The sequence below is a fragment of the Gulosibacter macacae genome, from assembly GCF_003865375.1.
GTDB lineage: Bacteria > Actinomycetota > Actinomycetes > Actinomycetales > Microbacteriaceae > Gulosibacter > Gulosibacter macacae.
Window position 1 is genome coordinate 100,667 of sequence record NZ_RQVS01000005.1, and the last position, 25,166, is coordinate 125,832.

19 protein-coding genes are annotated in these 25,166 nt (G+C 63.3%); 3 read left to right on the forward strand and 16 right to left on the reverse strand.

Translation table 11 applies throughout. The features are described 5' to 3' along the window. Positions 1–13: 13 nt before the first annotated feature. From gap to EG850_RS05370, 9 genes are all read right to left on the reverse strand, one after another. A complete protein-coding gene (gene gap / locus EG850_RS05330) occupies positions 14–1,021 on the reverse strand; it encodes a type I glyceraldehyde-3-phosphate dehydrogenase (protein ID WP_124971051.1) in 1,008 nt (335 codons plus the stop codon). 126 nt (positions 1,022–1,147) lie between these two features. Next, positions 1,148–2,122, reverse strand: coding sequence for a DNA-binding protein WhiA (whiA, locus tag EG850_RS05335; RefSeq protein WP_124971054.1), 975 nt, complete (start codon positions 2,120–2,122; stop codon positions 1,148–1,150). A gap of 105 nt (positions 2,123–2,227) precedes the next feature. Then, positions 2,228–3,130, reverse strand: a complete 903-nt coding sequence (gene rapZ / locus EG850_RS05340) for an RNase adapter RapZ (protein ID WP_124971057.1) — start codon at positions 3,128–3,130, stop codon at positions 2,228–2,230. Positions 3,131–3,154: 24 nt separating this feature from the next. Next, positions 3,155–5,089 carry an excinuclease ABC subunit UvrC gene (uvrC, locus tag EG850_RS05345; RefSeq protein ID WP_124971060.1) on the reverse strand — a complete coding sequence of 645 codons (1,935 nt, stop codon included), beginning with the start codon at positions 5,087–5,089 and terminating at the stop codon, positions 3,155–3,157. Between the two features lie 3 nt (positions 5,090–5,092). Next, entirely contained in the window at positions 5,093–7,990 is a 2,898-nt protein-coding gene (gene uvrA, locus EG850_RS05350) for an excinuclease ABC subunit UvrA (RefSeq protein WP_124971331.1), read from the reverse strand. 158 nt (positions 7,991–8,148) lie between these two features. Next, positions 8,149–9,885 (reverse strand): acetyl/propionyl/methylcrotonyl-CoA carboxylase subunit alpha, encoded by a 1,737-nt coding sequence (locus EG850_RS05355; protein ID WP_124971063.1) that lies wholly within the window; start codon positions 9,883–9,885, stop codon positions 8,149–8,151. 17 nt (positions 9,886–9,902) lie between these two features. Next, entirely contained in the window at positions 9,903–11,486 is a 1,584-nt protein-coding gene (locus EG850_RS05360; RefSeq protein WP_124971066.1) for a 5-oxoprolinase subunit B/C family protein, read from the reverse strand. A 10-nt stretch (positions 11,487–11,496) separates the two neighbouring features. Beyond that, the gene (locus EG850_RS05365; protein WP_124971069.1) at positions 11,497–12,270 is read right to left on the reverse strand and encodes a LamB/YcsF family protein; all 774 of its coding nucleotides are present in this window, start codon (positions 12,268–12,270) and stop codon (positions 11,497–11,499) included. Between the two features lie 26 nt (positions 12,271–12,296). Continuing rightward, entirely contained in the window at positions 12,297–13,565 is a 1,269-nt protein-coding gene (locus EG850_RS05370) for an NRAMP family divalent metal transporter (RefSeq protein WP_124971072.1), read from the reverse strand. A 135-nt stretch (positions 13,566–13,700) separates the two neighbouring features. Here EG850_RS05370 and EG850_RS05375 point away from each other — a divergent pair, with 135 nt between their 5' ends. Next, complete coding sequence (locus EG850_RS05375; RefSeq protein ID WP_124971075.1) at positions 13,701–14,357, forward strand: GntR family transcriptional regulator; 657 nt, start codon at positions 13,701–13,703, stop codon at positions 14,355–14,357. A gap of 7 nt (positions 14,358–14,364) precedes the next feature. Here EG850_RS05375 and EG850_RS05380 read toward each other — a convergent pair whose 3' ends face one another. The 6 genes from EG850_RS05380 to uvrB all read right to left on the reverse strand — a co-directional run bounded on the left by EG850_RS05380 (position 14,365) and on the right by uvrB (position 22,900). Continuing rightward, the gene (locus tag EG850_RS05380) at positions 14,365–15,627 is read right to left on the reverse strand and encodes a hypothetical protein (protein ID WP_124971078.1); all 1,263 of its coding nucleotides are present in this window, start codon (positions 15,625–15,627) and stop codon (positions 14,365–14,367) included. Positions 15,628–15,705: 78 nt separating this feature from the next. Beyond that, positions 15,706–16,983 carry a hypothetical protein gene (locus tag EG850_RS05385; protein WP_124971081.1) on the reverse strand — a complete coding sequence of 426 codons (1,278 nt, stop codon included), beginning with the start codon at positions 16,981–16,983 and terminating at the stop codon, positions 15,706–15,708. Between the two features lie 51 nt (positions 16,984–17,034). Continuing rightward, positions 17,035–18,309, reverse strand: coding sequence for a hypothetical protein (locus EG850_RS05390; protein ID WP_124971084.1), 1,275 nt, complete (start codon positions 18,307–18,309; stop codon positions 17,035–17,037). Positions 18,310–18,573: 264 nt separating this feature from the next. Further along, on the reverse strand, positions 18,574–19,863 hold the full coding sequence (gene rlmN, locus EG850_RS05395) for a 23S rRNA (adenine(2503)-C(2))-methyltransferase RlmN (protein WP_124971087.1): 1,290 nt from the start codon (positions 19,861–19,863) through the stop codon (positions 18,574–18,576). 44 nt (positions 19,864–19,907) lie between these two features. Next, positions 19,908–20,822: a hypothetical protein gene (locus tag EG850_RS05400; RefSeq protein ID WP_124971090.1), complete on the reverse strand. Its 915-nt coding sequence runs from the start codon at positions 20,820–20,822 to the stop codon at positions 19,908–19,910. Continuing rightward, on the reverse strand, positions 20,819–22,900 hold the full coding sequence (gene uvrB / locus EG850_RS05405; protein ID WP_124971094.1) for an excinuclease ABC subunit UvrB: 2,082 nt from the start codon (positions 22,898–22,900) through the stop codon (positions 20,819–20,821). The genes EG850_RS05400 and uvrB overlap by 4 nt, the downstream gene beginning before the upstream one ends. Before the next feature lie 100 nt (positions 22,901–23,000). Here uvrB and EG850_RS05410 point away from each other — a divergent pair, with 100 nt between their 5' ends. Beyond that, positions 23,001–23,687 (forward strand): IMPACT family protein, encoded by a 687-nt coding sequence (locus EG850_RS05410; protein WP_124971097.1) that lies wholly within the window; start codon positions 23,001–23,003, stop codon positions 23,685–23,687. A 95-nt stretch (positions 23,688–23,782) separates the two neighbouring features. On the opposite strand, the gene coaE is transcribed toward EG850_RS05410, so the two are convergent. After that, the gene (gene coaE / locus EG850_RS05415; protein ID WP_124971100.1) at positions 23,783–24,460 is read right to left on the reverse strand and encodes a dephospho-CoA kinase; all 678 of its coding nucleotides are present in this window, start codon (positions 24,458–24,460) and stop codon (positions 23,783–23,785) included. An 81-nt stretch (positions 24,461–24,541) separates the two neighbouring features. Here coaE and EG850_RS05420 point away from each other — a divergent pair, with 81 nt between their 5' ends. Continuing rightward, a complete protein-coding gene (locus tag EG850_RS05420) occupies positions 24,542–25,150 on the forward strand; it encodes a DUF4126 domain-containing protein (protein WP_328588372.1) in 609 nt (202 codons plus the stop codon). Positions 25,151–25,166 lie beyond the last annotated feature (16 nt).

The following is a 25,166-nucleotide window of genomic DNA, read 5'->3' on the forward strand; positions in this document are numbered from 1 at the left end:
GATGCGGTTGTGACTAGAGGCGGTCAGCGATGTAGGCCGAGAAGTCCATGAGACGCTCGGTGTAACCCCACTCGTTGTCGTACCACGATGAGATCTTGACGTGGTTGCCGACGACCTTGGTCAGCGGGGCGTCGAAGATCGACGAGTGGTGCTCACCGATGATGTCGCGCGAGACGATCGCATCCTCGTTGTACTTGAGGATGCCCTTGAACTCGCCCTCAGCGGCAGCCTTGAACGCAGCGTTGACTTCATCGACGGTGACCTCGCGGCTCGCGACGAGGGTGAGGTCGGTGATCGAACCAGTCTCAACCGGAACGCGCAGCGCGAAGCCGTCGAGCTTGCCCTTGAGTTCGGGGAGGACGAGGCCGATGGCCTTGGCCGCACCGGTCGAGGTGGGGATGATGCTCAGCGCGGCGGCACGGGCACGACGGAGGTCGCTGTGCGGCGAGTCCTGCAGACGCTGGTCGGAGGTGTAGGCGTGCACGGTGGTCATAAGACCCGACTCGATGCCGAAGTTGTCGTTGAAGACCTTGGCGATCGGCGCAAGGCAGTTCGTGGTGCACGAGGCGTTCGACACGATGTGGTCGGTCTCGGGGTTGTAGTCGGTGTGGTTGACACCCCAGACGAACGTGGGTGCACCGTCGCCCTTGGCCGGAGCCGAGAGCAGCACCTTCTTTGCGCCAGCCTCGAGGTGGGCGGCAGCCTTCTTCGGGTCGTTGAAGCGGCCCGTGCACTCGAGCACGAGTTCGACACCCAGCTCTTCCCAGGGCAGCTTGGCCGGGTCGGCCTCGGCGAGCGCGTGGATCTGGCGGCCGTCGACATAGATGTTCTCGTCGTCGTGGCTGATCTCGTTCGAGAGCACACCCGAAGTCGAGTCGTACTTCAGCAGGTGCGCGAGGGTGAGGTTGTCGGTGAGGTCGTTAATTGCGACGAGCTCTAGGTTCGGGTGGCTGTTGTCAAGCAGGGCGCGAGCGTAGCTACGTCCGATGCGGCCGAAACCATTGATAGCGATCTTCGTCACTTTTGCTCCTTTTTGGGGCGGAATGCGTCGTAAATAGAGGTCGGATTGGTCTGGATGACCTCGGAAATGCTTCCGGGGTCACGGTATCGAAATTGAGCGAACACAGTTCCCAGCTTCCGGGACGTTCTAGTCAAGATCGTGATCGCTCGGCAGGTTGGCTTCGGTGCCGGGAATGCCTTGGTCGGCGGCGGCACGATCGGCAAGCGCGAGGAGGCGGCGGATGCGGCCGGCGACCGCATCCTTGGTCATGGGCGGGTCAGCCTGGGTGCCGAGTTCATCGAGGGATGCATCGCGGTGCGCGAGGCGAAGTTCGCCAGCGTAGCGGAGGTGCTCGGGTACCTCTTCGCCGAGGATTTCGAAGGCGCGCTCAACGCGGGCGCAGGCGGCCACTGCGGCCTGGGCGGAGCGGCGCAGGTTGGCGTCGTCAAAGTTGACGAGCCGGTTCGCAGTGGCACGCGTCTCGCGGCGCTGGCGGATAGCTTCCCACTCGGCGAGCACTTCGGTGGCACCGATCGCCTCGAGCATCCGGTGAATGGCTTCGGGTTCGCGCAGCACGACGCGATGCACTCCGCGCACCTCGCGGGCCTTGGCCTCAATATCGAGGCGCCCGGCAGCACCAACGAGTGCCATGGCGGTCTCGTGATTCGGGGTTGCCACGTCAAGCGAAGCCGAGCGACCCGGGTCGGTGAGGGTGCCGGCCGCGAGGAAGGCACCACGCCAGACCGCGGCAAGCACATCGGCCTTGCCGAGCGTGAGGCGGTTCGGCAGGCCCCGCACGATCTGGCGGCGCGCATCCATGAGCCCGGTCTGACGCGCGAGCGTTTCGCCTTCTTCGAGCACGCGCACGACGAAGAGATCGGCTTCCGACATACCGGCCACGCGGCTTACCCGCGGGCGCACACCGAACAGCGCTGCGAGTTCACGCGCGAGCCGCAGGGCGACCTGCTCGCCCTCGACTTCGGCTTCAACGATGTAGCGGCGTGAGATGACCTGCAGCCCGCCCGAAAATCGCAGCAAGCTCGACACTTGCGCGGCCCGCGCCTGCGTCGTGCCCGGATTTACCGAGGCGATCTCGTGTTTTACTTTGGCTGTCAGGGACAATCTCGCTCCTGGTCGTGGTCTTGATTGGTCGTTGAGGTGCGGACACGCCGGGGTGCCTGCGTCACCGCGGGACTCGGGTCAACCGCGGTGGGGAAAAGGTCGAGCCTACTCGCGACCGAGGTCGCGGTGGCGCACGCTGACGATGACGTCATCGCGCTCTCGCAGCATCCCGGCAATACGTTCGGTCATCGCGACCGAGCGGTGCTTACCGCCGGTGCAACCGATGGCGATGAGCGCGTGACGCTTGTTCTCGCGCTCAAACCCAACGAGCACCGGGTCGATCATGGTTTCGAAGCCCTTGAGGAACTCTTCGGCGCCGGGTTGCTCGAGCACGTAGTCACTCACTCGCTTGTCACGTCCGTTAAAGGGACGCAGCTCTTCTTTCCAGAACGGGTTCGGCAAGAAGCGCATATCGAGCATCGTGTCGGCGTCGTTAGGAATGCCGTACTTGAATCCGAAGCTCATCACCGTGACCTGCACCTTGTGCTGGTCAGGTTCACCGAACCGGTCGGTAACGCGCTGCACGAGCTGGTGCACGTTGAGCTCGGAGGTGTCGAAGACGATGTCGGCGTGGCTACGAATATCGCGCAGGCGCTCGCGCTCGAGGCGGATGCCGTCGTACACGGTACCGTCCTGCTGCAGCGGGTGAGGGCGGCGCGAGTGCTCGTAACGACGAATGAGGGCTTCGTCGGATGCATCGAGGAAGAGCACGTGCACATCGTGCGTTTCGCCCAACTCAGCAATGAGCTCATCAAATTGCGAGAGCAGGCGGCCACCGCGAATGTCGATCGACACGGCGAGCTTCGGCAATGAGTCGCGCGCCTTACCCGCAACTTCAATGAGCGGGCGAATCATCGGCGGCGGCAGATTGTCTACGACGAACCAGTCGAGATCTTCAAATGCCTTGCACACGGTCGAGCGGCCCGCACCCGACATTCCCGTGACAATGACGATTTGCTGTAGCTCGGCGGGCCCCGCGAGATCCTCGAGCTCCGTGACGGCGTCCATCCAGTCCCCCAATCCGACGAGTCCTCAGCCTAGCGAGTCATCGTCATCACTGCCTGCGGATGCGATTGGTGTGACGCGCGGATTTCCAATTGCGGCCACAATTGATGCCGCCATCGCCGGACCGATCCCGGGAACCCGTTGGAGTGCATCCGCCTCGGCGGCGCGAAGTCGCGCGACCGAACCGAATTCGCGCAGGAGTGCCCGGATGCGTGCCGGACCGAGCCCAGGAATCTCAGCAAGCTGCGTGCGGATATCGCGCTTCCGGGATGAGCGCTGGGCGCTGATCGCGAAGCGGTGTGCTTCGTCACGCAGGCGCTGCACGAGAAAGAGCGATTCGGATGAGCGCGGCAGGATCACCGGGAAATCATCGTTCGGTAGCCACAGCTCTTCGAGCCGCTTCGCAATACCGACGATGGCGATGCCGGTGACTCCGGAGTCGTCGAGCGCGCGTTGCGCGGCGGCGACCTGTGGTTGGCCACCATCGATGAGGAGCAATTGTGGCGGATAGGCGAACTTCGAGCGCTTCGGAGGTGTCTGGGCCTCGGCGTCGGTTGGGTCGGGCTTCGGCGCTTCGTCGTCACGGAGATAGGCGAGGCGGCGTGTGAGCACCTGATACATCGAATCGGTGTCGTCGGTGGATTCCGCGATGTTGAAGCGTCGATAGTCGCTGCGCTTTGGGAGGCCGTCTTCGAATACCACCATGGAGGCAACGATGCCGGTGCCCTGCAGGTGCGAGACGTCGAAAGCCTCAATACGCAGCGGTGCCTGCGCGAGACCGAGGGCATCGCGCAGATCGTTGAGCGCATCGCTACGGGCGACATAGTCGGCCGTGCGCTGCAACTTGTACTGCTTGAGTGCCTCGAGCGCGTTGATGCGCGCAGTCTGGAGCAGATCAGCGAGTGGACCGCGCTTTGCCGTGCGCAATTGCACTTTGGTACCGCGCACTTGCGTGAGCACTTCAGCGAGCGCTTCGGCGTCTTCCGGCAGGGTCGGCACGATGACCTCGCGCGGCGGTTCCTGGCCCTGCTTGCCATACACCTCCTGCAACACCTGCTGCACAAATGTGCCGGTATCGACATCAAGTTCTTTGTCGAGCACCCAGCCACGCACTCCGCGAACGCGACCGCGACGCACGGTGAACAATTGCACCGACGCGGCAAGCCCATCCTCAGCAATGCCGTAGACATCGGCATCGGCAGAGTCGGGCAATACGACGGCCGACTTCTCAAGCACCGTCTCGAGGGCCACGATGCGATCGCGCAGGCGGGCCGCATCCTCGAATCGAAGTTCGGCGGATGCGGCGGCCATGCGGACCCGCAGATCGTCGACGATGGAGCGGTCGTAGGTTTCCATGAAGTCGACGAACTCGTTGACGAGTACGCGGTGCTCTTCGATGGTCACCTTTTGTGAGCAGGGGCCGCCGCAGCGCCCGATTTGGCCAGCAAAGCAGGGCTTGCCGGTTTGCATCGCGCGGCGATGGTTCGAGTCATTGCAGGTGCGAATCGGGAACACCTTGATCATGAGATCAATAGCTTCGTTCACGGCCCAAACCTTTGGATACGGCCCGAAATAGCGCGCGCCCTTAATCTTGCGATTGCGCGTGACCATCACTCGCGGGGCTTCTTCGGCGAGGGTGATCGCCATGAACGGGTACGACTTATCGTCTTTGAGCCGCACATTGAAGGGCGGTGACCATTCTTGAATGAGTGAGTATTCAAGCTGGAGTGACTCGATCTCGTTGGAGACCACGGTCCACTCGACGGTGGCCGCGCTCGTCACCATGCGCCGGGTGCGCTCCGGCAGCGTCTCGAGTGGCGCGAAGTAGTTTTGCAACCGCTGCCGCAGACGCTTCGCTTTGCCGACGTAGAGCACGCGACCATCCGCATCGAGCCAGCGATAGACGCCGGGCCCGTTGGGAATGTCGCCGCTCCGTGGGCGCCACTCGAGTTCGCGTGCCACCGACTACGCCTTCGCGCGGCCTGCCCGCGCCTGCTCATGCGCGAACATCTCGGCAAGGAACTCACCGGTTGCGCTACCCGGTGCCTTTGCGATTTGCTCCGGAGTGCCTTCGGCCACCACTTCGCCACCGCCTGAACCGCCCTCGGGACCCATATCGATGACCCAATCGGCCGACTTCACCACATCGAGATTGTGTTCGATGACGATGACCGAGTTGCCCTTGTCGACGAGGCTCTGCAGCACGATGAGTAGCTTCCGCACATCTTCAAAGTGCAGACCCGTCGTCGGCTCGTCGAGCACGTAGATGGTGCGGCCATTTGAGCGGCGCTGCAATTCGGTGGCGAGCTTCACGCGTTGCGCCTCACCACCCGAGAGCGTGGTGGCCGATTGCCCGAGGCGCACGTAGCCGAGGCCCACATCGACGAGCGTCTGCAGGTAGCGGTGGATGGCCGTGATCGGTTCAAAGAACTCGCACGCCTCAGCGATCGGCATGTCGAGCACATCGGCGATTGTCTTGCCCTTGTAGTGCACCTGCAACGTTTCGCGGTTGTACCGGCGGCCCTCACAGGTCTCGCACTGCACGTACACGTCAGGCAGGAAGTTCATTTCGATCTTGATCGTGCCGTCGCCATGGCACTCTTCGCAGCGACCGCCCTTCACATTGAACGAGAAGCGTCCGGCCTGATAGCCACGAGCCTTTGCTTCTGGGGTTTCGGCAAAGAGGTTTCGGATGCGGTCGAACACGCCCGTGTAGGTGGCCGGGTTCGAGCGCGGGGTGCGGCCGATCGGAGCCTGGTCGACATGCACGACTTTGTCGAGGTGTTCGAGGCCCGTCACCCGCGTGTGCTTGCCGGGCACACCGCGCGCGCCATTGAGCTTGTTTGCGAGTACGCGCTCGAGCACGTCATTCACGAGCGATGACTTGCCCGAGCCGGAGATGCCGGTCACTGCGGTGAGCACGCCGAGCGGGAAATCGACCGTGACGTTCTTGAGGTTGTTTTCGCGGGCGCCGACGACGGTGAGCTTGCGATTGCGGTCGATCTTGCGGCGCTTCGTCGGGGTGTCGATGCGGCGGCGTCCGGCGAGGTAGTCGCCGGTGATCGAGTGCTCGTTCGCAAGCAGGTCGGAATAGTTGCCGGAGTGCACGACTTCGCCCCCGTACTCCCCCGCACCTGGCCCGATGTCGACGAGCCAATCGGCGGTGCGGATGGTGTCCTCGTCGTGTTCGACCACAATGAGGGTGTTTCCGAGGTCGCGCAACTTCACCAGCGTGTCGATGAGTCGACGGTTGTCGCGCTGGTGCAGGCCGATTGAGGGTTCGTCGAGCACGTAGAGGACGCCCGTGAGCCCGGCGCCGATCTGCGTGGCGAGTCGGATGCGCTGTGCTTCGCCACCCGAGAGCGTGCCGGCGGAGCGTGCGAGATCGAGGTAGGTCAGCCCGACCTCGGTGAGGAAGCGCAGGCGTGAGCGCAATTCGCGCAGCACCTGGGCACCCACCTGTGCTTCACGCTCGGTGAGGTCGATAGTTTCGAAGAACTCGAGGCAGTCGTCGAGGGCGAGGAAGGTGACATCGGCGATCGACTTGCCTGCGACCGTAACGGCGAGCACTTCGGGCTTGAGGCGCGCGCCATTGCAGGATGCGCAGGGCACCTCGCGGAGATATTCGCCCCAGCGGTCACGCTTGGCGTCACTATCGGCCTCGGCGTACTGGCGCTCAATGTAGGGCACGACGCCCTCGAAGCCCGACGAGTAGGTCATCTGTCGGCCATAGCGGTTCTTGTACCGCACCCGCACCTTGTAGTCCTTGCCGTGGAGCAATGCATCCTGCACCGACTTGGGTAGCTTGCGCCAGGGGGTTGTGAGACTGAACCCGAGCTCTTCAGAAAGCCCGACGAGGAGTCGCTCGTAATACTGGTAGAGCGACTTCCCCTGCGATGACCAGGGCAAGATCGCACCGTCGGCGATTGAGGCATCGAAATCGCCGATGAGGAGGTCATCGTCAACCGACATGCGGGTACCAAGCCCATCGCAGGTGGGGCAGGCGCCGAAGGGTGCGTTGAACGAGAAGGTGCGCGGCTCAATCTCGGTAAGCGCGATGTTGTGCTGATTCGGGCACGAGAGCTGTTCTGAGAAGGTGACCGTGCGCTCGGGGTCATCGTCGTCGCGGTCGACGAATTCGATGGTGACTCTTCCACCAGCGAGGCCAAGCGCCGTCTCAAGCGAGTCGGTGAGCCTGCCAAGCAACTCGTCGCTCGCGACGAGACGGTCAACTATCACCGAGATGTCGTGCTTGTACGACTTCTTCAGCTTCGGTGGGCTCGTGAGCTGGATGCGTTCGCCATCGACCATCGCGCGCGCAAAGCCCTGCTGCGAGAGCGAGGAAAAGAGATCGACAAACTCGCCCTTCTGCTGCTGCACCACCGGGGCGAGCAATTGGTAGCGAGTGCCGGTGGGCAGTTCCATCAGCCGGTCGGCGATCTGCTGCACCGTCGACGCTTCGATGCGCTCGCCGCAGATGGGACAGTGCGGGATGCCGATGCGCGCCCAAAGGAGACGCATGTAGTCGTAGATTTCAGTGATCGTGCCCACGGTTGAGCGCGGGTTGCGGTTCGTCGACTTCTGGTCGATCGAAACCGCGGGGCTGAGCCCTTCGATGAAGTCGACATCGGGGCGATCGACCTGACCGAGGAACATGCGCGCATACGACGACAGCGATTCGACGTACCGTCGCTGGCCCTCGGCAAAGATCGTGTCGAAGGCGAGCGATGACTTGCCCGAGCCCGACAAACCGGTGAACACGACGAGTCGGTCGCGCGGGATCGTGAGGTCGACGTTCTTGAGGTTGTGCACGCGCGCGTGTTGCACACGCAACGTCGGCTGCCCCTCGGCCGGGGTGCTCACCGTCGACGCGCTCGTGGAAGAGCTACTCGTGGTCGAAATCTCACTCTGCAATGTCACCGCCCCAGGTTACGCCGCCCCTCCGACATGCGCCGTCGAGGTTCGCTGAGCGCGTGGCGGGCCACGCCCAGTCCTACGCGAATTCGCGCAACCGCGGTGATCTACTCGGCCGCGATCACCGCGATCGGAGCGTCGAGCGCAACAGTCTCGCCCTCATCCACGCGCCATTGCACGACACCATCTCGATGCGCGACGACCTGCGTCTCCATCTTCATGGCCTCGAGCACCGCAACCGGAGTGCCGGTGGTGACGCTCGCGCCCTCATCAATGAGACGACGCACGAGCGTGCCGGCAACGGGAGCCTCGAGCAGTGTCGGATCAGTTTCGGGAGTCTCGCGAGCAGCATCTTGAGCGGCATCCGATGACGCATTCGTACCGAGTCGGGTGAGCATCTCGGCGGGAAGCCCGAGCATCACTCGACGGCCATCGAGTTCGACGGCGAAGCGCACGAGCTCGGATGCCGCAGTCGCGGCGCTTCGCGGTGCGCTGGGGAGCTTCGGCAGCAACTCCTGCTCGATCCACTGGGTGTAGACGCCGAAGGGCGCATCGGTGAAGGCCGGCTCCTCAAGCACCGCGCGGTGGAAGGGCACGACGGTGGCGACGCCGCTCACCTCAAGTTCTCGCAGGGCACGACGCCCGCGCGCGATTGCCTGAGCCCGGTCGGGGGCGAACACGATGAGCTTTGCGAGCATCGAGTCGAAGGCAGCCTCGACGCGGTCACCGGCCTCGACCCCAGCATCCCAGCGAATACCTGGGCCGCCGGGCACACGCAGGCCGGTCACTTGGCCGGCAGCCGGAAGGAATCCGCGGCCAGGGTCTTCCGCATTAATGCGGAACTCCAAGGCGTGACCCGTTGGCACGGGCGTTTCGCTCAGTGAAAGGCCGCGCCCCTCAGCAATGCGGAACTGCTCGGCCACGAGGTCGACTCCCGCGGTGATTTCGGTAACCGGATGCTCGACCTGGAGTCGAGTGTTCACCTCAAGGAACGAAACGGTGCCGTCGCGGCCGACGAGAAACTCCACTGTGCCGGCGCCACGATAGTTCACCGCCTCACCGATGCGACGGGCGGCATCGTGGATGGATGTGCGCTGCTCCTCGCTGAGATCGGGTGCGGGTGACTCTTCGACGAGTTTCTGGTTGCGACGCTGCAATGAGCAATCACGGTCGCCAACGACCACGACCGCACCCTCACCATCGCCGACGATCTGTGCCTCAACGTGTCGCGGTTGCTCGAGGAATCGTTCGACGAAGCACTCGCCACGGCCAAAGGCAGCAATCGCTTCGCTCGTCGCCGCCGCGAAACTGTCGGCAACCTCATCAAGACTGTGGGCGACGCGCAGGCCGCGCCCGCCGCCTCCGAAGGCCGCCTTGATGGCGACGGGCAGGCCGTGCTCCTTGGCGAAAGCCACTGCCTCTTCGGCATTCGCAAGCGGCTCGGTGGTGCCGGGAACGAGCGGTGCCCCGATGCTCGTTGCAAGCTCCCGCGCTGCGACCTTATTGCCGAGCTGCTCGATCGTGTCGGGGCGCGGGCCGATCCAAATGAGTCCAGCGTCCTCGACCGCGCGCGCAAAGTCGGCGTTCTCAGCGAGGAAGCCGTAGCCCGGATGCACCCCATCCGCGTTGACTCGCAGGGCGAGCGCGACGATTGCCTCCGCATTGAGGTAGCTCGTGGCCGGGGTGGCGCCGCCGAGCGCGTACGCCTCGTCGGCGAGTCGCACGTGCAGGGCGTCGTGGTCTTGGTCGGCGTAGATGGCAATGGATGTGCGCTCGGATTCGGCACAGGCGCGAATGATGCGCACGGCAATTTCGCCGCGGTTCGCAATGAGGATGCGTTGCATGAGTGGCTCCGGAAGGATCAAAGTTCGGTGAAGTCGTGAAGCGCGCGAAAGCGCACGCGCACCCCCGCAGCCAGTTGGCCAGCGAGGTCGAGGTCGCGGTCGACGACCGCGCCAATGACGGGATAGCCGCCGGTGAGCGGGTGGTCGGCGAGAAAGAGCACGGGTTGGCCATCCGGTGGTACCTGGATGGCGCCGGTGACCGCGCCCTCACTCGGCAACTCCCCCGACTCGGCGCGCTCGATCGGGGTGTCGCCTGCCAGGCGCACGCCAACACGATTCGATTGCGGAGTTACCAGCCACTCGGTGTGCAGGAGTGTCTGTAGGCCGGTCGCGGTAAACCAATCGGTGCGCGGTCCGAGTACGACATCGAGCGTGACGACCTCGCCATCCGCCGGGAGCTCCGGCCGCACGGGGTCGTTCACGTCGACGGCGCGCAGCACCGCATCCGTGTTGATCGGGAGTTCATCGCCCGCTTGCAGCGGCGCCGGGCCCACGCCGGCGAGAGTGTCGGTCGCGACGCTGTCGAGGACTCTAGGCGCCGCGAATCCGCCGCGCACGGCGAGATAGCCGCGCATCCCGCGATCAAAGGCGCCAATGCGCACGAGATCGCCATCGTCGACGGCCGTCGGGGTGCCGCGCTCGAGCGGCACTTCGGTGCCATCTACGGCGAGGATGCTGCGCGGACCACTCGCGCCGGTCACGGCAATGACGGCCGCGCCCCGCACACGCAGGGTGGTGCCGCCGCCAGCGATTTCGATCGCGGCAGTATTGCTCGGATTGCCGACGATGCGGTTCGCTGCCCGCAGAGCACGCCGATCTGCCGCACCCGAGGCCGGTACACCCATGCCAAGGAGTCCCGGTCGTCCGAGGTCTTGCAGGAGTGCCTGGCCACCGGGCCGCTCGACCACGAGCGCCGGGCCGGTGGCCACAGCTGGTACTGCGAGTGCGGCGGCGGCCGCCGTCTGCACAACCTCGCGCACCGCCCGATACTGCACTGGCTGGCCGGGTTGCAAGAGCGCCGGCGGCTGCCGATCAAGATCCCACATGGATGCACCGGTGCGGCCAATGAGCTGCCAACCACCCGGTGCTTCCCGGGGGTAGATGCCCGAGAATTCAGCCGCGAGGCCGACGGATCCGGCCGGGATGCGGGTACGCGGCGTCGCGCGGCGCGGCACCTGAAAGACCGGATCATCGCCAACGCAATAGGCAAACCCGGGGGCATAGCCGGTGAAGGCCACGCGCCAATTTGCCGCCGCGTGGCGGCTGATGAGTTCGTCGACGCTGAGCCCGAGGTGCTCGGCGACCTCGCCGAGCTCGCCTCCGTCGTAAACCACATCGATGGTCACCGGGGACAGTTCGGTTGTGAGCGACTCGGCTGGCGCGACTCCGCGCAGGGCCGACGCCAACGTCGGGGCATCAACGGCGGTGGGATCAAAGCACACGAGCAGAGTGCGCGCTGCCGGAACGAGCTCGTCGACTCCCCCGAGCGTTACCGCGGTGAGTGCGGCGTAGTGGCGAATCGCGTGGTCGAGGTCGGGGTACTCGATGAGGAGCGCTCGATCCGAGACCGGCACGATTCGAAGTGGGGCATCCGGCGTCATGACGAGCCGCCTAGCTCCGCGCAGCGGCAGCAAACGGGGCAATCTCCACTCCGGCGTCGAGCAGTCGTCGACGCAACTCAGCCGCCATGGCGACGGCGCCCGGGCTGTCCCCGTGCACGCAGATCGATTCCGCATCCAGGCGGATGCGAGTGCCATCGACAGCTTCAAGCGTGCCGCGGTCAATAAGCTCGAGCATCCGCTCTGCCACGTGCACGGGATCGTCGAGCACCGCACCGGGCAGCTTGCGTGAGACGAGCGAGCCATCGGGGTTGTAGCGGCGATCGGCGAAGGCTTCGCGTGCGACGGCGAGGCCGGCTCGCTCGGCGAGGTCAAGCACCAGGGCGCCGCTGAGTCCGAGCACGACGAGCTGCGGGTTGACCGCGCGCACGGCTGCGACGACGGCTTCGGCGTGCTCGCGGTCGTGCACGATGGTGTTGTAGAGGGCGCCATGCGGCTTTACGTAGCTCACCTGCGTGCCGACCGAGGCGGCGAGGCCCATCAGCGCGCCGATCTGGTATTCGACCTCGGCTTGGAGCGCCGCCGGGGCGATCTCGACCGAGTTGCGGCCGAAGTTCTCGAAGTCGCGGTAGCCCGGATGCGCCCCCACGGTCACTCCGCGAGCGGCGGCTTCGCTGAGGGTGTGGCGGATGCCGGCCGGATCGCCCGCGTGGAAACCGCAGGCCACATTGGTGCTCGACACGAGTGCGAGCATGGCTGCGTCATCGCCGACGATGCGGTCGGGCGTGTTCTCGCCGAGATCAGAGTTGAGATCGATATTCGACATGGGTACTCCTCTACAGTCAGCTTCGCTTACGAGCCGAGAATCATGCTGAAGATCGGGACGACCGAGTTCGCACCCATGTACCAGGTAAGCGCCGTAGCGATCGTGCCGAAGATGAGCAGCCACTTCGGGTAGCGGTAGCCGTCGAGGAGATCGCGACGGAACCAGCCGATGTACATGAAGATCGTGAGGCCGATCGGCAGGATGAGGCCGTTGAAGCCACCCACGAATACGAGGATCTGGGCCGGCGCGGCACCCCAGAGAAGGTAAAGCACGAGCGACACGGCGATGAAGGCGACCGTGGCGATGCGCAGCGGCCAGCCGTCACGGAGCTTCTTTGAGAAGGTCGAAAGGAAGGTTGCCGAGGTGTAGGCGGCACCGATGACCGAACTCAGTGCGGCAGCCCAGAAAATCGCACCGAACACGCGTAGACCTGCTTCGCCGAGGGCGTGCTGGAAGGCCTGACCGGCCGGGTTCGCAGCACCCGAAGTGAGGTCGAGAGTAACGCCCGAGGCGACGACGCCGAGGATCGCGAGGAAGAGGACGTAGCGCATGATGCCGGTGACGAGGATGCCGTTGAGCGAGGCACGGTGCACACTACGAACGTGCTGTGCGCCGGTCTGACCGCTGTCGAGGAAGCGGTGGGCGCCGGCATAGGTGATGTAACCGCCGACGGTACCGCCAACGATGGTGGTGATGGTGGCGAAGTCGATCGTGTCGGGCAACACAGTCTGTCGCAGTGCATCCCCCACTGGCGGGTTCGTGACGACGGCCACGACAATCGTGAGCACGATCATGCCGACGCCGAGGATCATGACCACGACATCAACGACCGCACCGGCCTTCTTGTAGAGGAAGATCGCGATTGCGAGGAGGCCAGTGAGCAGGCCGCCGAGTTGCGGGTCAATGCCGAGCAGGGCGTTGAGGCCGAGCCCGCCTCCGGCAATATTGCCGATGTTGAAGGCGAGGCCGCCGATCACGATGAGCACGGCGAGGACATACCCACTGCCGGGGATGGCGTCGTTTGCGAGCTGACCTGCGCGCTTGCCGGAGACGGTGATCATGCGCCAGATGTTCATCTGAACCGCGAAGTCGATGATGATCGACGCGAGGATGGCGAAGGCGAAGGCCGCGCCAAACATTGCGGTGAAGGTGGCGGTCTGGGTGATGAAGCCCGGGCCGATGGCGCTGGTGGCCATGAGGAAGACTGCGCCGAGGATCGGACCACGGCGAGTCTTCACGAATTCACGCGGAGTTTGCTTCGGGGTCTCGACTTCGGTCGAGTCATTGCGAGTCATTGCTTGGGTGTCCCATCGACGTCACTGGCGGTGGCACGCGATATTGCGTTGGATGCAACATAGCCTGACGTTCTACAAACACGCAACTATTGTTGAACAAAATGGGATGGATCGCTCAGGCGGTAGCATGCCAGCATGGACGGTATGCAGCCCGCGCCTGGCGACGATGCCCTGGTGGACACCCTGCGAGAGGCGATCATTGCCGGCGCCTATCTTCCCGGAGCTCGGCTCAATGAGGCGGCCGTGAGCGCCGAGCTCGGGGTATCGCGCAACACTCTGCGCGAAGCGTTTGGCGTGCTCACTGAGCAGGGTCTACTCACCCGCATCCCCCACCGCGGGGTGTCGGTGGGTTCACCGAGTACCGCGGCGGTGATCGATCTTTATCGGATGCGTCGACTCATTGAGTGCGGTGTGCTCGCAGTTGCTGACCCACTGCATCCTGCAGTTGCCGGGATGCGCGCCGCGATCGCCGCGGGTGAGGCCGCGATTGAGGGATCCGATTGGAGTGCGGTCGGCACTGCGAACATGGATTACCACACCGCATTGGTTTCGCTCGCGGACAGTCCGCGCCTGGCCCGCACCTACCGCAATACGGCTGCTGAATTGCGATTGGCGTTCATGAAGATCGATAACCCGGAGCAATTGCACCGCCCCTTCGTCGTGCGCAATGCCGAGATCGTCGAGCGGCTCGCGGCCAATGAACCAAGCGAAGCGGCCCGATTGCTTGAGCGTTACCTCATCGACTCGGAACGCACGGTGCTCGCCGCGTACACCCGCTTGGGAATCGGCTAGCTCGCGATCAAGATGGCGGGGCAGGCAGGAGCACCGAAGCTCCCAATTGGTGGGCGCGCTTCACGAGGTAGCCATTAACCACCCGGACATCGCTGTCCTTGCTCTGGAGCTCACTCAGCGTGGTGCCCTGAGCATCAATGAAGGTGAGTGCAGTGCTCGACTGAAAGAGCAACACCTCACCGCCACTACTCACTGCGAGCAGGTAGCCGGAGACGTCAACCTTTGTGCCGGACAGCGCGAGCTCACGACCTCGCGCGCTTAGCCGCAGGAGTGCATCCCCGGTCGGTGAGATTCCTGTCACCGATTCGGCAGCCGCGACCTCGTCGAGCGGGAGGAGCATCCCGTGTCGCGCGGGAGAAGTTGCCGCCATTGGTGCATAGGTGACGGTGTCGAGCGCGTTGCCTTCGAGGTCAAACTGCTCGGCAGTTACCGTCCACTCACCCTGAGCGGTCGGGCGTCCGCGTTCGTACACGAGATAGCCGTCGCGTGCCCAGGTGACGATTGTGTCGCCTCGCAATGGATTCGGGCCGAGGACGACTTCGCCGGATGCAGTATCAACAAGCGCGTACCCCTCGTCGACGTTGCAACCGAGTCGAGCGTCGCCCGGTGCGGCGATCGGTCCGCCGTCGAGATACTCACAGCGGCTCAGCCAACCGAGTTCGGTGAGCTGCCACCGAATCGTGCCGTCGAGCGCGAGGATCGTGCGTGAACCCGGGCCCTGATACGCAGTAAGCAGCGTCACGTCCTCAAGCTCAGTAATGACGCCCGAAAGTTCGAGCCGATCGAGGGCTGTCGATTTCGGCGTACGCTCACCCGTCGCAATCACGACGCGCTCAATGACCGAGTCACCGCGGTACGGACCAATTGCGACGTAGACGGCGTCTCCAACCGATTCGTCTGACGTGCAAGCGGCCTCATCGATGCGCCACAGCTCTTCGTTGTCGGCCATGCGGATGCCCACCACGGCCGAGCGATCATGGGCCTCTGGCACCGCACCCCCGCTATCGGGACGTGGCTCCATGAGGAGTGCGACGCCATCGGCTACCCCGCAGATCACGCTTCCTTGAAGTGGTGGGGTCCACCAATCTCCGACACCGGCCGCATACTCAACCGCAAGTGAGCGGTCTTGATCCCAGCTCGGCTGAAATTGCGCATCCGAGCCGCTCGAGGCTGTCGTACCAGGCAGGCCGGCGCAGCCCGAAAGCGTCAGTGCGACAAGCACCGTCATGCCGATCAGGGCCGGTGAGCTGTGGTTTCGAAAGCGAGTCACGACATCACCGTATGACGTGTCGGCTCGGCGGTGCATCGTCGTCGAGGGTGACTCCGACGTTGACGAACGCGTGACGGGCTACTTCGCTGGGAGGAGAATCGCCTCGATGCCGTCGGCCTGCCAACGAACAATGTGTCCGTCGAGGAGGTCGATCAATGACGGCTTGGGAATTGTGTTGAGCTCCTCTCCCCTACCATCGCGCAAAATGAGGTCGTTCCCGTTGCTGAACAGCAGGATGCTGCCGTCCGCACTCACTGCTTCGAGTCTGCCCGACTCCGAAATTTCACGACCCGAATTGACGAGCACTAAACCGTCGACAGCCGCCGTGCGATAAGCGATGACCTCACCAGTTGGTGTGATCGCCTGTACGTATTCGGCCAGGGGCATTTCATTGAGCGGTAGCTTCACCTGGCTCGCTGACGGGGTGATTCGGCTGAGAAGTATATGCCTGGCCCAGCCGAGCGACTCGCCTTTAAAACTGAACCGCTCACTTTCGAGTCCGAATCCACCGGTCGCGCTCGTTGACGTCCTCGACGAATCCCCGCCCCAAAGCTGATAGCCGTCGCGCGCCCAGATAATTCGTTCACTCTTCGTGCGCCACTCGGTAGGCCCGAGGCTGAATTCACCCGTACGAGGGTCAACGAGAGCGAAACCATCCCCGCGTTCGCAGCCCAAGACCATGTCCTCAGGAGTTGCGTTGGGCCCGCCATCGAGGACGTGGCAGCCGTACCAGGAACTCGGCCAGTCATTAGACCAAGAAACGTTGCCATCCATCGAGACAAGACCTTGCACCTTTGAATCGAAGGAGGCGAAGATCAGTGTTGTTGCTTCGATCTCGATCACTGCGCGATCGACTGTGAGGTACTTGAGCGGCTCGGATTTGGCGACATGGTCACCGGATGCGATATTGAGCCGTTCTACAGTCGATCCTTCGGTGAAATCGCCGAGTGCGATATACGCATGGTCCTCAAGAACTGACGCCGAATTGCAGGCGGCGTTCTCGATCCGCCAAATTTCGGCATTGTCGTGCATACGGATTCCGCGCAGAGTTCCGCGATTGTCCGAAAAGAAATCATCCGAATCAGTTTTGACGTGTGGTTCGCTGACGAGTGCGATACCGTTCGAAACACCGCAAATGATGCTGTTATGCCCAGGTGGTCGCCACCATTCGCCGAGTCCGGCAGCATAGTCTGCGGACAAGAATGAGTCGGCCGGCCAGCTCGGATGAAATTGCAGTGTCGCGTAGTCAGTTCCGGTATTTCCCGCGTCAGCTGGCATTGTCGAACAACCAGCGATACCTACGGTGAGTGCCACAACGAGCGCGGCAAGTGCTGCTCGCATTCGGAGACGGCGCATATCGTTAACCTAGCCAGATGAGGCTTCCTGCCGCGTCGCCCCAGGGGCTGATCACCGAGGGAAGTGAATCTCTGCGCGCCCAGCCTTGGTAATCACGATGAGCCCATCCAGCACAGTCCACGTATGGGCTTCGAGTTGGGGGCCATCGCCGATCATCTCGCCGCTCGAGGAATACAGCGTCGAATCTGAATTCTCGATATAGAGCACTGCATTACCAGCACCGGTAACGAGCACCTCTCCGAGGTCCGACTTTCGTTCGACGACAGTACCGGTCGAAATGAAGGTGTGATCGGAACTCGCTGAGGCGTAATAGCTCACCACGCTGCCTTCGCGGCTCAATGCCGCGACGCCATAGGCATCGACGAATTCGTCGATCGGCAAGAGCACATCGTGGGGCGATTTCGGCCGGTGGTACCCGTCGATTCCCGAGACCTCGTCTATGCGAGTTCCGGTTAGATCGAAGAGCTCAACCGACGAGGAATTGATCGACACTGAGAAGCCGTCGCGCGCCCACCTAGGTTGCCCAGGTACCGGTGACTCCCCCGGCGCGACTTCAAATTCGCCCGTTGTCGCGTCAACAATCGCGTAGTCGTCGGGAAAGCTCGAACATCCGAGACGCGCCTCTTCGGAGACTCCGGTGGGGCCGCCATCGAGCAGGGTGCAGTCCCAGTTTCCGCTGTCGAATTGCTGTTGCCATTGCAACTCACCTGATTTGTCGATCGAATAGACCGCGGCGCTGGAGTGCGCGTGAGTGACCTGAAGGAGTACCGAATCATTGAATTCGTACACTGCGCCAAATGGCGCAATCACATCTTCGGATTCGAGCAGTTGCGTTGCATCCCCACTCGCCACCTCAACGAGGAGCAGCTTCGTCAGTGGGCCGATGACCGTTCTGATCGCGACCGCATCCCCAACCGACTGCTCGTGGGAACACTCAGCGTTCTCGATTCGATACAGCTCTTCGTGGGTGTCGAGGCATACACCCCGAACCACAATCGAGCTTTGCGATGAGGACGATTCGTTGAGCATGACCACGCCATCAACCACGCCGCAGATACTCGCAGTATCGCTTTCGGGCTGCCAAACGTTTCCGAAACCATTCGCGTAGTCGTCTCGAAGCCAACCATCTCGCGTGGTTGATGGATGCAGCTGCAATTGTGCGTAGTTATCCTGCGGTGCCGATGTATCGGTCGTGGCTGGCTGGCTCGATGTACTCACGTCGGGCTCGGTTGGCAACTCGGGACCGGCGGCACAGGCCGAGGCGCCGAATACTGTGCCGATGGCAACCAGCAAGGCAGCGACGTTGCGGACTCGTTGTTGGCGCATGCCTCCACGGTATCGAAGCGGTGCCACCAGACCCATCGGCCCATGGGTCTAGGCGTGGTTGTAGTTATTGTTAGGCAGATTTGGGGAGATAGATTTTCACTCACCGCTACCGGCACCGGACGCGACCTAGTATCCATCGCATACGTATGGCAAATCGCGCGCGGCAAATGCGACATTGACTACCTTCTCGCCCGCTGCATTGAAGGATGCTCGCGGTCATCAAGACCGCCAGGATGGCGCGGAGACACTACTTACTGCCCGTCGCTACTCGGAGTCTCCAGCAGCGAGCTGGCCACAGGCACCGTCGATCTCTTTGCCGCGGGTGTCGCGCAGGGTCGTCGGGATGCCCTTGTCGCGCAAGCGGTTGACGAACTCATGCATCACCCTTGGATCCGACGACGTCCAGATCGAGCCCGGCGTCGGGTTCAACGGGATGGGGTTGACGTGCACCCATCCGCGGCCGCGCTCATTGAGCTTGTCGGCGAGCAGGTCGGCGCGCCAGCCGTGGTCGTTCATGTCTTTGATAAGTGCGTACTCGATCGACACGCGGCGACCGGTCTTGTCGAAATAAGCCCGAGCTGCGTCGAGTGCCTCGTCGACCTTCCAACGGCTGTTCACCGGGATGAGGTCATCGCGCAATTCATCATCGGGCGCGTGCAACGAGAGAGCAAAGGTCACCGGCAGGTCTTCATCCGCGAGCTTGTTGATCGCCGGAACGAGACCGACGGTCGAAACCGTGATGCCGCGCGCCGACATACCCATACCTTCAGGCAATGGGTCGACCATGCGATGCACGGCTTCCATCACCCGCTTGTAGTTCGCGAGCGGCTCCCCCATCCCCATGAAGACGATGTTGCCGACGCGCTCGGGTCCGCCGTCCCCTGGGGCTCCGCCGAGTTCACCGGCTGCGATGGCACGGTTGGCCTGCACCACCTGGTCGACGATCTCGGCCGTCGAGAGGTTGCGCGTGAGACCGTTCTGCCCGGTGGCACAGAAGGGGCAGTTCATGCCGCATCCGGCCTGCGACGAAACGCAGAGCGTGATGCGACCCGGGTAGCGCATGAGCACCGACTCGACGAGCACCCCGTCAAAGCAGCGCCAGAGAAACTTGATCGTGTCACCGCGATCGGTCTTGAGTCGCTTCACTTCAGTGAGGAGCGGCGGCAGCATCTCGGCGACGAGCTCTTCCCGGCCCGCCTTTGGCAGATCGGTCATCGTCTCGGGGTCAACCGAGTAGTGCTCGAAGTAGTGCGTCGAAAGCTGCTTCGCACGGAATGGCTGGTGGCCGGATTCTTTGAGCGCGGCCTGGCGATCTGCGAGCGAGAGGTCGGCAAGGTGCCGCGGCGGCTTCGTGACGCGACGCTTGGCGGCAAACTGCAGCACCGGACGGCCGTCGGGCCCCATCGGCTGCACCCAGCCCTCGGCGGTCGGACGCACCTGAGGGCGCGCGGAACCATCACGCCCTGCCGTTGTTCGTACCCCGCGATCACCTGGGTAGGTGGGGGCGCCGGCGCGTCGGACTCCGTTATTTCGCTCGTTCATCGGTTCCATCATCTCATCTGAGTGCTCAGCAGCAGGGTGTCGGCACCTGCGCGTACTCAGGAAAACGCCGTGTGCACTGCCGGAGCGATCGCATCGCCAGCCTCAAGGAGCGCGGCGAGTAGTTGCTCGTCGGCGTACGCGCCACTGCCGGTGAGCAGGGTGACACGGCTGCCGTGAAGCTCGACGTGATGACGATCAGCGTGCGCGAGGAGTGCCGTGCGCAGTCTCGGTTCCGCAAGCCGGTCGAGTCGCGCGTCGTCGCCACGCACGACAAAGGCCCGCTCGAGCGATTCGTCGCCACGCCACCGCGGCAAGGTATCCGCAGATCGGAGCCGCGGTGCCCGACGGGCCTGCAATCGAACGGTAGGGAGCGCGACTCCGACGTGGATTGAGAGGTAGGTGAATCGCGTACGTCGTGCATCCCTAGTGCGACTGCCACGACCGCTGCCGACATGCTGCGCGGAAACGTGGCGCACTTGATACTCACCGAGTTCAAAGGCCGAACCATCAACCTGACCGCGCACGAGTGGCGAATGCTCGCGAAAATTACCCGACACCGAGAAGGCCGGCCCGTCAATGTGCTGTCCAGATTGCTCCCGGGCGAACGCAAGCTCGTTCGCCACGGCGAACCGGTAAAGACGGTGAATGCGACGTAGTTGAAGCAGATGCCCAACGAGAATCCACCCGGCAATCATCAATGCCACCACGCCGAGCACACCAAGACCGACGGTCGCCATCATCGCCTGCGTGCGCTGGGCGTGCACGAGTCCGGGGCCGTCGGCAGCGGGCAACCCCAGCCAGCGCACGAGCGATGAAATTGCACCGATCAGAAGACCAACCGCCGCAACGGCAACGACGCCACCAATCACAAATCGTTTCGCCGAATCGGTAGGGCGCTGCAAGAGAGTGCTGCCGATGGGGACCGGGCCCCGCATCGCGGTGGTATTGAGCGCTGCGAGACGCTCGATCATCCGCGGCCCTTCGTCACGTGGCCGGCGCGCTCCATATTGCGCAGCTCTTGCTTCAGGTCGGCCAGCTCGTCGCGCAAGCGTGCCGCGAGCTCAAACTTGAGCTCCTGCGCTGCCGCGAGCATTTGCGCATTGAGGTCACCGATGAGCGTTTCGAGCTGCTCGGCTCCCTGAGCCGCGATTCCCTCGCGCCGCAGGTTCGGCGCAGCCACCCGCTTCGGGTCGCGCTCGCGCCCGGCGAGTAACTGGGCGGTGTCCTGCCCCTCGCGCATGAGTACTTCTGTGATGTCATTGATCTTCTTGCGGAGCGGCTGCGGGTCGATGCCGTGTTCTTCGTTGTAGGCGATTTGTTTCTCGCGTCGTCGCTCGGTCTCGTCAATTGCCTGGGCCATCGCCGCGGTGATCTTGTCGGCGTACATGTGCACCTCACCCGACACATTTCGAGCTGCGCGACCGATGGTCTGGATGAGCGAAGTCGCCGAGCGCAGGAAGCCTTCTTTATCTGCATCCAGGATGGCGACGAGCGAAACTTCGGGAAGGTCGAGCCCTTCACGGAGCAGGTTGATACCGACGAGCACGTCGTAGACGCCAGCACGCAATTCACTCAGCAGTTCCACGCGCTTGAGCGTGTCGACGTCAGAGTGCAGGTAACGCACCCGCACGCCGTGCTCGCCGAGGAAGTCGGTGAGGTCTTCGGCCATGCGCTTCGTGAGCGTCGTCACGAGCACGCGCTCATCGCGATCCACGCGCTGGCGAATCTCTTCGAGCAGATCATCGATCTGGCCCTTCGAAGGCTTCACGACGATCTTCGGGTCAACCAGGCCCGTCGGGCGAATAATCTGCTCGACCACGCCATCGGCCTGCGAGAGTTCGTATTTGCCGGGCGTCGCTGAAAGATAGACCGTCTGTCCCACGCGCTCTTTGAACTCATCCCAGCGCAGCGGCCGGTTATCGAGTGCCGAGGGCAGTCGGAAACCGTAGTCGACCAGCGTGCGCTTACGCGACGCATCCCCCTCATACATCGCACCGATCTGCGGCACGGTGACGTGCGACTCATCAATCACCAACAAGAAGTCGTCGGGGAAGTAATCGAGCAGACAGTGCGGCGGCTCCCCCGGCTGACGGCCATCAATGTGCATCGAGTAGTTCTCAATGCCCGAGCAGAAGCCAATCTGCTCCATCATTTCGAGGTCGAAGTCGGTGCGCATCCGCAAGCGCTGTTCTTCGAGCAGCTTGCCCTGCGAGTGCAATTCGGGCAGCCGTTCGGCAAGTTCGGCCCGGATGCCGTCCATTGCGCGGTGCATGACGTCTTGGCTCGCGACATAGTGCGAGGCGGGGAAGATGCTCACCGACTCGGCATCGCGCACGACATCGCCGGTGAGCGGATTGAGCATTGAAATCGCGTCAACCTCATCGCCAAACAGCTCGATGCGCACCGCGAGCTCTTCGTACACCGGGATAATTTCAATCGTGTCGCCGCGCACGCGGAAGGTGCCGCGCTGGAAGGCGACGTCGTTGCGGGCGTACTGCATCGCCACGAAGCGGCGGATGAGATCATCGCGATCGATGCGGTCGCCCACGTGGAGCGCGACCATCGAGTCGTAGTACTCCTCGGGCTTGCCGAGACCGTAGATGCACGAGACGGTCGAGACCACGACGACATCGCGGCGCGAGAGTAGCGAGTTTGTCGTCGAATACCGCAGCCGCTCGACCTCATCGTTCACCGAGGAATCCTTCTCAATGAAGGTATCGGTCTGTGGCACATAGGCCTCGGGCTGGTAGTAGTCGTAATACGAGACGAAATATTCGACCGCGTTGTTCGGCAAGAGCTGGCGGAACTCATTGGCGAGCTGCGCCGCCAGCGTCTTGTTGTGGGCGATCACCAGCGTCGGCCGCTGCACCTGTTCGACAAGCCAGGCGGTCGTCGCCGACTTACCCGTACCGGTCGCGCCGAGCAGCACCACATCGGTCTCACCAGCGTTGATGCGCTGGGCAAGTTCGGCGATTGCCTGCGGCTGGTCGCCGGACGGCTGATAATCGCTGATCACCTCGAAGGGTCTGACGGCGCGAGTGGGTTCCATGCGTCAAGGGTAGGTCGCCGGGCATGGATGCTGGCTTCGCTTCGGCACGCCCTGCGCGAACGACTGCGGTGTTGCGGTAGAACCTCTTAGACTTGCGGTCATGTCTGAATTGTCGCGCGCGACCCGCTACGGGGTGTTGCTGCGCGACATCGAGCACGAGATAGAAATCAAACGCTCGCGCTTCATTTGCTATCTCATCCGCGTCGAACATGAAGCGGATGCTCGCGATGGCGTCGATCTCGTACGTGCCGAACATCGATTGGCTCGTCACCACTGCACGGCGTTCGTGCTCGGTGCTGACCGGATGCAGCAACGCTCAAACGACGACGGCGAGCCTTCCGGCACTGCCGGTGCGCCCATGCTCGATGCGCTCACGCGATTTGTGCGCCCGGGTGAGGCGGAGGCCGACCTCTCAGATGTGCTCGCCGTGGTCGTGCGCTACTTCGGTGGCGTGCTCCTCGGGGCCGGTGGCCTCGTGCGCGCGTACTCCGAGTCAGTGTCAGAGGCATTGCACCGGGCGCAGTTCGCAACGCGTCAGCGGATGCGTGTGGTGCGGGTGCCGCTCCCCCACGCTGAGGCGGGGAGGCTCGAGCACGAGTTTCGTCACGCCGGGCTCGACGTACTCGGCACCGACTATGCGAGCGAGGTCGCATGGCTGCGCATCGCGATCGTTGACGAACCGGATGCACGAGCCGCACTCGACACCCGCATCGCCGCGCTCACCCAGGGTGAGGCGGTCGCAGTGGATGAGGGCGCCGATTGGATTGACCTCGGCGAGTTGCGCTGAGGCCCGCGGACTTCGAGAACCTCAGCCCGCAGTTTGGCGCGAGTGCGCTGAGGCCCGCGTCTTGGTGCGCTGAGGCTCTCGAAGCGCCGCGGGAGTCAGTCCTCCGACGTCCGCTCTTCCTTCGGCACCGTGATTGGCGCAGTGTCGTAACTCACTTCATCCGAAGCAGCGAAGTCACCGAGCCGCAGTCGCACGAACATCTCGTCAATGTGCTCGATCGTGTCGGAGATCGGTCGCGTGGTGTCGATGACGACATCGGCGATCATCCGCCGCTCCTCATCACTCACCTGCGCATCGATGCGTGCCTGCGCCTCTTCGGCGCTCATACCGCGGTCTTCCATGAGTCGCTCGCGACGCACCTCGGCCGGGGCATCGGCGACCCAGATCTCGTCGTAGTCGTAGTTCGAGCGGTTCTCGGCGAGTAGCGGAATGTCGTGTACGAAGATTGCATCCGGGTCGTCAATGAGCGTTGTCTCGATGCGCTCGCGAGTAATGCGACGAATCTCGGGATGCGTGAGGTCGTTGAGCGCGCGGAGTTCGTCGTCGTCATTAAACACAATGTCGGCGAGCGCCTTGCGGTTGAGTGTGCCGTCGTCGTTGAGGATCTCCTGACCAAACCGATCAACGATCTCACGAAGCACGCGCTTGCCCGGCTGCACGATTTCGCGGGCAATTTCATCGGCGTCGATGATCACGGCACCGAGCTCGCGCAGGCGGTTCGAGATCGTCGTCTTTCCGGAAGCAATCCCTCCGGTGAGTGCGATGGTGGTCACTGGATCCTCCCGGAACGTTCGGGCCCGCGCCTTCGCGGGCTATTGGCTGGTGTTCTGTCAGACTACTCGGGAAGGAGACGAATGATGCTGGAAATGCTGACTGGCCTGGGACTCGCTTCGGCGGCCGGGCTCAACGCCTACATCCCCCTGCTTGCACTCGGGTTGCTTGATCGATTCACTTCGTTCGTGGAACTGCCTGGCGGTTGGGCCTGGCTTGCGAACGAGTGGACGCTCATCATCGTTGGCGTGCTTGCGGTCGTCGAGATTGTGGCCGATAAGGTGCCGGTGATCGACAGCATCAACGACACGATTCAGACGTTCATCCGACCAACGGCCGGTGGCATCGTCTTTGGGGCGGGAACTTCGGCGCAGACCCTGCCGATCGAGAATCCGGCCGATTTCTTCACCTCGAACGCCTGGATTCCGGTCGCAATTGGTGTCGTCGTCGCGCTTGTGACCCACCTCACGAAATCGACGACGCGGGCCGCGGCCACGGCGGTGGCTGCGGGTACCGCATCCCCGGCGCTCTCGGTCGGCGAGGATGCGGTGAGCGTTGGTCTCAGCGCGGCCGCCATCTTTGCGCCGCTCATTGTCATCCTGGTACTTGCGGTGGGCATCTTCCTCGGCTGGTGGATTACACGGTCGTTCACGCGGCGTCGCAAGCGTGCTGCTGACGCCACGATCGAATAGCTCAGATCGAATAGCT

Coding starts and splice junctions, on each gene's coding strand:
- rapZ (WP_124971057.1), bottom strand. CDS start 3,130: ATGGACGCCGTCACGGAGCTCGAGGATCTCGCGGGGCCCGCCGAGCTA.
- EG850_RS05355 (WP_124971063.1), bottom strand. CDS start 9,885: ATGCAACGCATCCTCATTGCGAACCGCGGCGAAATTGCCGTGCGCATC.
- EG850_RS05360 (WP_124971066.1), bottom strand. CDS start 11,486: ATGACGCCGGATGCCCCACTTCGAATCGTGCCGGTCTCGGATCGAGCG.
- EG850_RS05365 (WP_124971069.1), bottom strand. CDS start 12,270: ATGTCGAATATCGATCTCAACTCTGATCTCGGCGAGAACACGCCCGAC.
- EG850_RS05370 (WP_124971072.1), bottom strand. CDS start 13,565: ATGACTCGCAATGACTCGACCGAAGTCGAGACCCCGAAGCAAACTCCG.
- EG850_RS05375 (WP_124971075.1), top strand. CDS start 13,701: ATGGACGGTATGCAGCCCGCGCCTGGCGACGATGCCCTGGTGGACACC.
- EG850_RS05385 (WP_124971081.1), bottom strand. CDS start 16,983: ATGCGCCGTCTCCGAATGCGAGCAGCACTTGCCGCGCTCGTTGTGGCA.
- EG850_RS05390 (WP_124971084.1), bottom strand. CDS start 18,309: ATGCGCCAACAACGAGTCCGCAACGTCGCTGCCTTGCTGGTTGCCATC.
- rlmN (WP_124971087.1), bottom strand. CDS start 19,863: ATGATGGAACCGATGAACGAGCGAAATAACGGAGTCCGACGCGCCGGC.
- EG850_RS05400 (WP_124971090.1), bottom strand. CDS start 20,822: ATGATCGAGCGTCTCGCAGCGCTCAATACCACCGCGATGCGGGGCCCG.
- uvrB (WP_124971094.1), bottom strand. CDS start 22,900: ATGGAACCCACTCGCGCCGTCAGACCCTTCGAGGTGATCAGCGATTAT.
- EG850_RS05410 (WP_124971097.1), top strand. CDS start 23,001: ATGTCTGAATTGTCGCGCGCGACCCGCTACGGGGTGTTGCTGCGCGAC.
- EG850_RS05420 (WP_328588372.1), top strand. CDS start 24,542: ATGATGCTGGAAATGCTGACTGGCCTGGGACTCGCTTCGGCGGCCGGG.